Source organism: Mycobacterium attenuatum (assembly GCF_900566085.1).
GTDB lineage: Bacteria > Actinomycetota > Actinomycetes > Mycobacteriales > Mycobacteriaceae > Mycobacterium > Mycobacterium attenuatum.
This window is the reverse complement of record NZ_UPHT01000034.1, coordinates 1-10,808: the sequence shown is the minus strand read 5'-3', so window position 1 is coordinate 10,808 and position 10,808 is coordinate 1. Positions and strand designations below refer to the sequence as shown.

Here is a 10,808-nt window from a genome sequence, read left to right as displayed (position 1 = left end):
GCGCCGGGGGCGTCGGGGGCGTCGGGGGTGACGGTGTCGCCGGCGCCCCCGGCGCCACCGCATTCAGCGAACGCTATTTGACCGACGGCGGTAATGGCGGCGCCGGCGGCAACGCCGGTCATGGGGGAACCGGTGGCGACGGGGGCGACGGCGGTCATGGTGGTATGGGCGGTCGTGGCGGGTGGCTCAGCGGTCAGCTGGGCACCGCGGGCATTGCCGGCGGCGGCGGCACCGGCGGCGGTGGCGGCACCCACGGCGCAGCCGGCAATGGCGGCGCGGGCGCCTTCGGTACCAACGCATCGGGCTCGGACGGCAAGGCCGGCCTCGGCGGCGGCACCTTCAACGGCAGCGCTGGCCGCAACGGCAACCCGGGCTGATCCGGGGCCGAATTACCAGCTGTTCCAGTGCGTCAGGCTCTCGGCGGCCAAACGCTGAGCGGGACGGAAGTCGGTGCCCTTGGTGTAGGCGATCGGGAACAGCCCGCCCTGGCTGTACTGGCGGTAGGGGATGCCGAGCACGTCGGCTACCTGTTGTTCGCCGTTGCCCAGGAGGTGCAATGTCGTCCAGCAGGAACCCAGGCCGCGGGAGCGCAGCGCCAGGCAGAAGCTCCAGACCGCCGGGAACAGCGAGGCCCAGAAAGACACGCCACCCAATGGCGACTCATCTTCTCGACCCTGGATGCAGGGGATCATCAGCACCGGCGCCTCATGCATGTGCTCGGCAAGATACCTCGCCGAATCTCTGACCCGGCCCATCCGCGCACCGCGGCTGTCTCCCTCGGGGTACTCGGCTGCGGGTGCGCTGAAGTATGCCCGGGCATTGGCCAAGTAGACGTCGCCTATCGCCTTCTTCTTGTCGGCGTCCTCGACGAATACCCACCGCCAGCCCTGGGAATTGGACCCGGTGGGCGCCTGTAGCGCCAGATCGAGACATTCCATGAGCACCTCTCGCGCCACCGGCTTGTCAAAGTCGAGGCGTTTGCGGACCGAGCGGGTGGTGGTCAGAACTTCGTCGACGGTCAGATTGAGGGTCATGTGTGGAGGCTACCGAGTGCCCTTCCCGGCAGACGTAGACCCGACGCCACCGCCATCGTGCTGGCCCGAAAGTGAATTACACGACGCCGGATCGGCGCGTCACGTCACAGGATTCACAGTCGGCACCAGGGCTTTAGCGGAAGTCGCGGGACTTCGAGCCCACCGCCAGGCTGATGCGGCCCATTCGCTCGGCCACGACGGTGATTGCGCCGCTGGCGTTTTGGACTTGGCCACGAATCAGTAATGCCGGCGCCGTGTGTGCCAGCCTGCGGTGCCGCGCCCACACCCCCGGTGTGCAGAGCACGTTGACCATCCCCGTCTCGTCTTCGAGGTTGATGAAGGTCACCCCCTGAGCCGTCCCGGGCCGCTGCCGATGGGTCACCGCACCGGCGATCAGCACCCGGTCGCCGTCGGGCACGCTGAACAGCTGGGCGGCGGGCAGCACCCCCATGGTGTCCAGATCGGCCCGCAGGAACTGCGTGGGATAGCTGTCCGGGGAGATGCCGGTAGCCCACACGTCGGCCGCGGCCAGCTCCAGCTCGCTCATTCCCGGCAACGCCGGGATGCGCGACCCATCAGCACCCTGGGCACCCACCCCGGGCAGCCGGTCCGGCCGCTGCGTGGCGGCGGCGCCGGCCGCCCACAGCCCCTCGCGACGTGACATGCCGAAACAGCCCAACGCTCCGGCCGTTGCCAGCGCTTCGGTCTGCGGCACGGAAAGCTGCACCCGGAATGTCAGGTCCAGCAGAGAGGCGAACGGGCCGTTGGTCTTTCGCTCTTCGACCAGCTTCTCGGCGAGGTCGTCGCCGATGTAGCGGACGGTGCCCAGCCCCAGCCGGACCTCCATGCCCGCGTTCTCCAGAGTCGCGTGCGCCAGGCTGGCATTGACGTCGGGACCGTGCACCACCACGCCGTGCCGGCGGGCGTCGGCCACCAGCGACTGGGGCGAATAGAAACCCATCGGCTGGGCGCGCAGCAGCGCCGCGCAGAACGCCGCCGGGTGGTGCAGCTTGAACCACGACGAGTAGAACACCAGCGAGGCGAAGCTCAGCGCGTGACTTTCCGGGAATCCGAAATTGGCGAATGCTTCCAGCTTTTCGTAAATCCGGTCGATCACCTCGTCGTCGGCGTCGTGCAGCGCGCGCATGCCGTCGTAAAACCGGCCGCGCAGCCGTCGCATGCGTTCGGTCGAGCGTTTGGAGCCCATGGCGCGGCGCAGCTGGTCAGCCTCGGCGGCGGTAAACCCCGCGCAATCGACCGCCAGCTGCATCAGTTGTTCCTGAAAAAGGGGCACTCCCAGTGTCTTTCGCAAGGCCGACGCCATCGAGGGGTGTTCGTAGACGACCGGGTCGATGCCGTTGCGCCGCCGGATATACGGGTGCACCGACCCGCCCTGGATGGGTCCGGGACGGATCAGCGCGACCTCCACCACCAGGTCGTAGAACACCCGCGGCCGCAGCCTGGGCAAGGTGGCCATCTGCGCGCGCGACTCCACCTGGAACACGCCGACGGAGTCGGCGCGGGCCAGCATCTCGTATACCGCCGGCTCGGAGAGGTCGAGGCGGGCCAGGTCCACTTCGATGCCTTTGTGCTCGGCCACCAGATCGATCGCATAGTGCAGCGCCGAGAGCATGCCCAGACCGAGCAGGTCGAACTTCACCAAACCGATGGCCGCACAGTCGTCTTTGTCCCATTGCAGGACGCTGCGGTTTGCCATGCGGGCCCACTCCACCGGGCACACGTCGGCGATCGGGCGGTCACAGATCACCATGCCACCGGAATGAATACCCATATGCCGCGGCAGGTTTCGGATCTGGGTGGCCAGGTCGATCACCTGCTCGGGAATGCCTTCCATGTCGGCGGCTTGCCCGTTCCAGTGGCTGATCTGCTTGCTCCACGCGTCCTGCTGGCCCTGCGAGAAGCCCAGCGCGCGGGCCATGTCGCGCACCGCGCTGCGTCCCCGGTAGGTGATGACATTGGCGACCTGGGCGGCGTAGTCGCGGCCGTACTTGTCGTAGACGTACTGGATGACCTTTTCCCGCTGATCAGATTCGATGTCGATGTCGATGTCGGGCGGGCCGTCGCGGGCCGGCGACAGGAAACGCTCGAACAACAGCTCGTTGACTATCGGGTCGACGGCGGTGACGCCGAGGGCATAACAGACCGCGGAGTTGGCCGCCGACCCCCTGCCCTGGCACAGAATGTTGTTCCGCCGGCAAAACTTGGTGATGTCGTGTACCACCAGGAAATAGCCCGGAAACTTCAGCTGGGCAATGACTTTCAGCTCATGTTCTATTTGGGCGTATGCGCGTGGCGCGGCGGCGGCCGGCCCGTAGCGGTCGCGGGCACCCGCCAGGACCAGCGACCGCAGCCAGCTGTCTTCGGTGTGCCCGTCTGGCACATCGAATGGCGGCAGCTGCGGCGCGATGAGCGCCAGCTCGAAAGCGCATTGCCCGCCCAGCTCGGCGGCGGCGGTCACCGCCTCGGGGTGCCAAGCGAACAGCCGGGCCATCTCGTCGCCGGACCGCAGGTGCGAGCCACCCAGCGGCGCCAGCCACCCGGCCGCGGAATCCAGGGACTGCCGGGCCCTGATCGCGCCCATCGCCATGGCCATCCAGCTGCGTGACGGATGGGCGAAATGCGCTCCGGTGGTGGCGACGACGTCGACACCGAAGCGCGGCGCCAGTCCGGCCAGCGTCACGTTGCGTTCGTCGTCGAGCGGCTGACCATGGTGGGTCAGTTCGATGCTGACCCGGCGCGCACCGAACCGGTCCACCAGATCGGCCAGCGCCCGCTGCGCCGCGTCCGGGCCGCCTTCGGAGAGCGACTGGCGCACATGGCCTTTGCGGCATCCCGTCAAGATGTGCCAGTGCCCGCCGGCGGCCTCGGTCAACGCGTCGAAGTCATAGCGCGGCTTTCCCTTCTCACCACCGGCCAGATGGGCTGCGGCCAGTTGCCGGGACAGTCGTCGGTAACCCTCGGGGCCGCGGGCCAGGACCAGCAGGTGCGGGCCGGGCGGGTCCGGCTGCTCGGTGCGGGCTTCGGAGCCCAGCGACAATTCGGCGCCGAACACGGTACGCACGTCGAGTTCGGCGGCCGCCTCGGCGAAGCGCACCGCCCCGTACAGGCCGTTGTGGTCGGTGAGTGCCAGCGCGCGCAGATCCAGCCGGGCCGCTTCTTCCACCAACTCCTCCGGCGTGCTTGCCCCGTCGAGGAAGCTGTACGCCGAATGCGCATGCAGCTCGGCATAGGCGACCGACGCGCGAACCCGGTCACCGTCAGGCTTTGGTATATAAGTCCCCCGCCGGCGCGACCACGGACCTTCCAAGCCGCCATCGTCAACCGGCTCGGCCGCAACCGGTGCACCGGCATGGCGCGGCTTGCCGTCCAGCACCCGCTCCATTTCCGCCCAGCTAGGCGGCCCGTTACCCCAGCTCATGCCGAGCAGTCTATCGAATATTTGTTCGATTGTCGGGGTAGGTAGTTTTGGCTGATTCCGCCGAGCATGAGGTAGATCATTGAGGCCAGTGATTCGGCGGTGTGGTGTACCTAACCGCGGGCGTTGATGGGGCGGATCTTGGGGTTGATGCCTTCGATGAGTCCGTTGGTCAGGCCGAGTTTGATGGTGTTGATGATGCCGTCGAAGTGGGCTTCTAGCCGGCGGGCGAGGTGGACGAATGGGCGGATCCGCTGTCGCCGGCGCGCTGGATCCAGCGACGCAGATAGCGTGGGGATCGTGCGGGGTATGTGATCCAGAATAGTTGGCGCAGTTGTTCTTTGAGTCGCCACGCCGCACCGATGTCGTGGTTTTGGGTGGTGATCGTGGCGAGGAGTTCTTGGCGGTCGGGCTTGAGGCGTTCAGCGCCGGTACGCAGCGCGGTTCGTGCTTTGCGCCATTGACCCGAAGACATGTTGAAATCGTCGCGGTTGGTGGCTACCGCTGCGCAGAACACTTCGTCGAGTGCCCGGTTGGTCCACTGCATGACGTGCAAGGGGTCATAACCGATCGTCGCTTCGGGCAGTGCGGTTTGGGTGGCGGAACGAAGGCTGTCGCTTCGTCGATGGATACCGCTTCGATATCGGCGCGTTGATCGGTGGTGAGCTTGTCGTAAGAAGGCATTCAGAGATTCCAGGCCTCGGCCGGGTTGAACATCGATGACCGTGCCGGTGCCGTGATCGCCGATGATGGTCAGGTATTTGTGTGGGTGGCGGTAGCAGATCTCATCGATGCCAATGCGGTAGATCTGTTCGAGCCGGCGTGAGTCAAGCAGCTCATCGACGGTGCGGTCGATGATCGCGGTCACCGTCTCCTAGGCGCAGCGCAGCAACGTGGCCACCGCGGTGCGGTCGGTGCGGGCGGCCAGCCATAACACGGTGTCTTCGTAGTCGCGGGTGTGCCGTGCCCCAGGCCGTGCCCAGGGCACCTGCTCGGTGCGGACCCCGCAGTCTGGGCACCGGAGCCTGCGGATCTCGTAAACCAGCCACAATCGGTGGGTGGCCAGATCCAGATGCCGCCAGCGACGACTGCAGCGGTCGTAGGTAGCGGTCACGAACTGCCCGCGCGGGCAGTGCAGCCGGCGACTGCGACGGCGCAGGACCACCTCGACGTCGATGTCAGTGATCGACACCGCAGACATTGAGCGCCACGAATTCTGAGCAGACGGGTAAATGCACTTGTAACGCGCACGCGTTGCGGATCCTTCAGGTCGAGGTTGGTGTGGTAACCCCGAAACCTGGAGACCTCTGGAGACCTATGCGCGTTACTCATCTGACCGGCGAAACGCCGAGCCCTGTCGCCAACAACACATTTCACGCTGAACAGCAGAAATGGCGCCCACACAACCCGAGGAGCGCCACGTTTGTTCGATTGTCGAGGAGGCTGATCACCGCCGCCCGTTCGCCGCTGTAAACCCTTCGTTAACTCGAAAAGCGCGTTCTTAACCTGACAGGCCTAGCGCACCCGGGCGTTCACGACGGATACTGGACGGATTCACAAAGGCGGTGGGGAACCCGGCATGGCACAACTGACCACATTGGACACCGGCTTGCTCAAGGCTGGGGATTCGCAGTGGCACCCGAGCCTGGCGACCGGTGCGGTGGCGGTCGTCAACGGCGTCGTGCCTGATTTCGATCTACTCAAAGACGTTCTGGTCCAGCGGCTTCGATCAATACCACGATACGCGCAGGTGCTCCGGGCCGAGTGGGTCGAACATCCGCGATTCGATCCGGCCCAGCACATGCAACGGATGGCGCTCCCCAGCCCGGGCGACGACGCTGAATTGTTCCGGGCGATCGCTCACGCCCTGACCCGTCCCCTGGACGTGGACCGCCCGATGTGGGAATGCTGGATCATCGAGGGCCTCAACGACAACCGCTGGGCGATCCTGCTCAAGATTCATCCGTGCATGGCGGACGGCATCTCGGCCGCGCAGCTCCTCGCCGGCCTCTGCGATGACGCCGACAGCGACACATTCGCCAATCGCGTTGCCGTGACACCGCTTCCGGCACCGCACACCGGCACCCGCAGCCAGACCGATGCGCTGTGGCGAACTGCCGCCGCCGTCACCACAACCCTGTTCCAGACGGCCGCCCGCGCTGTGACCTGGCCGGTGGCGCGCACGTCGTTGACCGGACCGCTGATCACCATGCGGCGTTATCACACAGTGCGAGTTCCGCTCGTCGACGTCGACAGGGTGTGCCGCAAGTTCGGGGTCACGGCCGACGACGTCGCGCTCACGGCCATCAGTGAGGGCGTTCGGACCCTGCTACTGAACCGCGGCAACCAACCGCGTCCGGCCTCATTGCGGGTTCTCGACAAGACCGACCCGCAGATCGCAACCCAACTGCCGTATCTGCCCGTCGAGCAGGAAGACCTGATCAAGCGACTGCGCACGGTACATGCCCAATTGCACCTGGGCCGCCAGAACGGCCGTGACAACCCCGCAGGGCTTTCGCAGTACGCGCCTTTTTCATTGTGTGTCAGGGTGATTCAAGCGTTGACTCGGCTCTCGCCGCGCAGCGTGGTGACTCTGGCAACCGACATGACCGGGCCGCGCCACCGGCTACGGCTGATGAGCCAAACGTTGGAGCGGCTGCTGCCGATCCCACCGACCGCCCAGAAGTTGAGCACCGGGGTCGCGGTGCTGAGCTACGGCGACGAGCTGGTATTCGGCATCACCGCCGACTACGACGCCGAGCCCGACATCGCGCAACTTGCCGCCGGTATCGAGCTCGGGATGGCGCGTCTGGTGGCACTCAGCCAAGACTCCGTTCTGCTGTTCTCCAGGGACCGCCGCAGGCGTGCCGCCGGTACCCGGGCCGGCGGTGCGCGCGGCCGCACGTCCGCGTCCCCGGTGCGCCGCTGAGCCCGATCCGGAGGCATTGACCACCGTGAGAAGGTGGGATGATGTCGGTCACCATCGACCCGCGCCGCCATGATGCGGTCCTGTTCGACTCTTCTTTCGACTCGTCAGCTGACTCCGCCGAGCCGCTGATCGAGCAGCTACGCGAAGCCCGGCTCGGTAGGGGGGTGTTTTCGTCCAGCGGTGATTGCCGAGATGTCCTCAACGACGCGGCCAATCGGCTGGCGGTGCGGCCGGGCAGGTGCGTCGTCGTCGCCGTCGACCCTGCCGGCGCCACGGCGGCGCGCGAGAGCGGGTTCGCGCTGGTGATCGCGGTCGACCGGAACGGACACGGCGGTGCGCTGCGTTACTGCGGCGCCGACGCCGTCGTCACCGATCTGAGGGATGTAAGGGTACGCACCGGCGACCGCCGCATGTCCGAACTTCCGGACGCACTGCAGGCACCTGGCCTCACCGCCCACCGGCCCGCGGTGTTCTTCGACTTCGACGGCACCCTGTCCGACATCGTCAACGATCCCGACGCGGCCCGGCCCGTCGCCGGTGCGGCCGAGGCGCTCATCCAGCTGGCCGCGCAGTGCCCCGTCGCGGTGCTCAGCGGCCGCGACCTCGCCGACGTGACAACGCGGCTGGGCGTCCCCGGGATCTGGTATGCCGGCAGCCATGGTTTCGAGCTGACCGCACCCGACGGAACACATCACCAGAACGAGGCAGCCGCGGTGGCCATACCGGTGCTCGAGCAGGCGGCCGCTCAGCTGCGTGAGCGACTCGGGTCTATTCCCGGTGTTGTGGTGGAGCACAAGAGGTTTGGCGTAGCCGTGCATTACCGCAACGCGGCACGAGACCGCGTCGGCGACGTCGCCGCGGCGGTACGCACCGCCGGCCAACGCGATGCGCTTCGGGTGACGACCGGCCGCGAAGTGATCGAGTTGCGCCCGGATATCGACTGGGACAAGGGAAAAACGCTGCGCTGGGTGATCGAGCACCTGCGTTCACGCACTGCCCCCCCGGCAACTTCCCTGGTGCCGATCTACCTGGGTGATGACATCACCGACGAAGACGCGTTCGACGCCGTCCGGCCCGACGGGGTGCCGATCGTGGTGCGGCACAATGAAGATGGTGACCGGGCCACGGCGGCGCTGTTCGCACTCGACAGTCCGGCGCGGGTCGCCGAGTTCACTGCGCGGTTGGCCCGTCAGCTTACCAACGCCCGCGTGAACTAACCTGTGGCAGTCGGTTTCCGTCAATCGCTGGGCTACCGAGTTCGCGAATGCCCGAATGAGTATGCAAGCGTTGATGGCGTTGATCCAACAGGTCACACCACAGATGACGATCCGCTACACCACCCTTGCCTCGCCCGCCTACAACGACGCCATGGGCAAGATGCGTCGCCAGTACACTCTCACCCCGGTCGGTCGACCCATCCTGCCGGACAAGCTCAGCTGACTAATCAGTGAGATGTTGAACACCCTTGTCGGGCAAGGCTACTGCGCGCGCCACCCAACCGCCGTTGCCTGCCCAGATGCCAACATTTGCGAAACCTGCGACAACCGCGGCTGTGCCGACGAAGCAGCCCGCCAAGACCGCGGCGCCCATGCCGTCCCCGACCATCTCCAACGACTCGAATGTTGAAGCCGGCAACCCAACACCGGGATGACCACCACCCCGAGGGCCGGATAAAGGAGCGACTCAAAGCGGCTCAATCGAGAGGTTCGGCTCCGGAGCGACGTCGTGGGCATCTTCTTTGACCGCACCGCCATCATCCGCCTCGTCGGCGCGATGTTAGCTGAACGGCACGACGAATGGATCGAAGGCCGCAGCTGCCTGGGCCTTGATGTGCGCGCCCGCGCCCACGCCGCACTGGCCGGCGCAGCCGAACCCCCAACACCGACCAGCGCGCGCTGACGGCCTAAACTGCACCACGAAGGATCACGCAAACAAGCGCTTTTGCTCCGCGCCTGTGGGCTTCGCCGCACTCTGGGATCGGATAGCGCCACCATAATGCCCATACCCGTTGCCAGGCAACGACATCGGTGACCCTAGGAGGACCAGCCGTGTCATATGTGAGCATTGCGCCGCACGCATTGGAATATGCCGCAACCGATTTAGCTGCCATCGGGTCGGTGTTTAGCGAAGCAAGCGCTGATGCGGCCATCCCGACCACAGGGCTACTGCCCGCCGGCGCTGATGAGGTATCGGCAGCGCTAACAGTTTTACTGACCCACCGGAGCCTAACCTGGCAGGCCTTGAGCCGCGACTATGAGTGGCTGCACCAGACATTTGTCGACGTGCTCAACGGCAGCACCGAGAAATACTGGGTCACCGAGGTCGACAACGCCGCGCACAATGCGATCTACACCGCCAACGCCGACAGCGAATGGCTCATCGGACGTCCGATGATCGGCAACGGCGCCAACGGGCTCAATGGCACCGGACAAAACGGTGGGGCCGGTGGATGGCTCTGGGGCAACGGCGGCAACGGCGGATCAGGCGCATCCGGCCAAAACGGAGGAAACGGCGGAGCAGCCGGACTTTTCGGCCACGGCGGTAACGGCGGCACCGGCGGAACCGGCGGCAACGGCGGCAACGGCGGACTGCTCATCGGCAACGGCGGTAACGGAGGAAACGGCGGAACTGGCGCCGTGGGATTCTTCGGCCACGGCGGCAACGGAGGAAACGGCGGAGCAGCCGGACTCATTGGCAACGGCGGCAACGGCGGCACCGGAGGAACCGCGGTCCATGGTCCCCATATCCCCAACCTCGGCGGCCACGGTGGCCAAGGCGGCCAAGGTGGCCTCGTGATGGGTAACGGCGGCAACGGAGGAAACGGCGGAACCGGGCCGGGAGCCGGAGGTGGCGGTGGCAACGGCGGCAATGGCGGAGCAGCCGGACTCATCGGCAACGGCGGCCACGGCGGAGCAGGCGGAACCGGCCCAGTCGGCGGAGTCGGCGGTGACGGCGGCGAAGGCGGAATATTGATCGGCAACGGCGGAGTAGGCGGTAACGGCGGCAACGGCGGAACGGGGGGGAACGGCGGCAACGGCGGAGCAGCCGGACTTATCGGCAACGGCGGCAACGGCGGAGCCGGCGGTGTGGGCAGATCAGCCGGTGGCGGCAGGGGCGGCAACGGCGGAGCAGCCGGACTCCTCGGCGACGGCGGCAACGGCGGAGCAGACGGGACCGGGACCCAGAGCTCCGGTAACGGCGGTAAGGGTGGAGTGTTGTATGGCCACGGCGTATCAGGCGCAACTGGTGGGCCTATGAGCTCACGGCGGTAACGGTGGAGAAGCCGGAACGTTCGGCAATGGGGGAAACGGCGGGGCGGCGGCGCCGGTAGTCATGGCACCGGTGGTGCCTCAGGGCGGTCCGGCGCTGGCGGGGCCGGCGGGTGGGGCGGTACGGAACGAACGTCGTG

At 66.7% G+C, this 10,808-nt stretch carries 8 protein-coding genes and 3 pseudogenes; 7 read left to right on the top strand and 4 right to left on the bottom strand.

Annotated features, from left to right (window positions below; translation table 11 throughout):
* Positions 1 to 377, top strand: a 377-nt coding sequence (locus EET13_RS29840; RefSeq protein ID WP_136623113.1) for a PE-PGRS family protein, incomplete at its 5' end; no start/stop codon positions are given.
* A 12-nt stretch (positions 378 to 389) separates the two neighbouring features.
* Here the strand turns inward: EET13_RS29840 and EET13_RS05755 are convergent.
* The 4 genes and pseudogenes from EET13_RS05755 to EET13_RS31210 all read right to left on the bottom strand — a co-directional run bounded on the left by EET13_RS05755 (position 390) and on the right by EET13_RS31210 (position 5,662).
* Positions 390 to 1,034 carry a nitroreductase family protein gene (locus EET13_RS05755; protein ID WP_122441388.1) on the bottom strand — a complete coding sequence of 215 codons (645 nt, stop codon included), beginning with the start codon at positions 1,032 to 1,034 and terminating at the stop codon, positions 390 to 392.
* Positions 1,035 to 1,167: 133 nt separating this feature from the next.
* A complete protein-coding gene (locus EET13_RS05750) occupies positions 1,168 to 4,473 on the bottom strand; it encodes an error-prone DNA polymerase (protein ID WP_211189029.1) in 3,306 nt (1,101 codons plus the stop codon).
* Positions 4,474 to 4,583: 110 nt separating this feature from the next.
* Positions 4,584 to 5,338: pseudogene (locus EET13_RS31215) on the bottom strand (ISL3 family transposase).
* A gap of 6 nt (positions 5,339 to 5,344) precedes the next feature.
* The gene (locus EET13_RS31210; RefSeq protein WP_244603781.1) at positions 5,345 to 5,662 is read right to left on the bottom strand and encodes a helix-turn-helix domain-containing protein; all 318 of its coding nucleotides are present in this window, start codon (positions 5,660 to 5,662) and stop codon (positions 5,345 to 5,347) included.
* Positions 5,663 to 6,049: 387 nt separating this feature from the next.
* Here EET13_RS31210 and EET13_RS05740 point away from each other — a divergent pair, with 387 nt between their 5' ends.
* The 6 genes and pseudogenes from EET13_RS05740 to EET13_RS05725 all read left to right on the top strand — a co-directional run bounded on the left by EET13_RS05740 (position 6,050) and on the right by EET13_RS05725 (position 10,671).
* Complete coding sequence (locus tag EET13_RS05740) at positions 6,050 to 7,399, top strand: wax ester/triacylglycerol synthase domain-containing protein (RefSeq protein ID WP_122441386.1); 1,350 nt, start codon at positions 6,050 to 6,052, stop codon at positions 7,397 to 7,399.
* Positions 7,400 to 7,440: 41 nt separating this feature from the next.
* The gene (gene otsB / locus EET13_RS05735) at positions 7,441 to 8,616 is read left to right on the top strand and encodes a trehalose-phosphatase (RefSeq protein ID WP_122441389.1); all 1,176 of its coding nucleotides are present in this window, start codon (positions 7,441 to 7,443) and stop codon (positions 8,614 to 8,616) included.
* A 73-nt stretch (positions 8,617 to 8,689) separates the two neighbouring features.
* The gene (locus EET13_RS30210; protein WP_168991236.1) at positions 8,690 to 8,839 is read left to right on the top strand and encodes a hypothetical protein; all 150 of its coding nucleotides are present in this window, start codon (positions 8,690 to 8,692) and stop codon (positions 8,837 to 8,839) included.
* A 246-nt stretch (positions 8,840 to 9,085) separates the two neighbouring features.
* Positions 9,086 to 9,298: pseudogene (locus tag EET13_RS05730) on the top strand (transposase); the annotation flags it as partial.
* Between the two features lie 128 nt (positions 9,299 to 9,426).
* A pseudogene (locus EET13_RS32700) lies at positions 9,427 to 9,669 on the top strand (PE family protein); the annotation flags it as partial.
* A gap of 120 nt (positions 9,670 to 9,789) precedes the next feature.
* Entirely contained in the window at positions 9,790 to 10,671 is an 882-nt protein-coding gene (locus EET13_RS05725; protein ID WP_483237987.1) for a PGRS repeat-containing protein, read from the top strand.
* Positions 10,672 to 10,808: the final 137 nt, after the last annotated feature.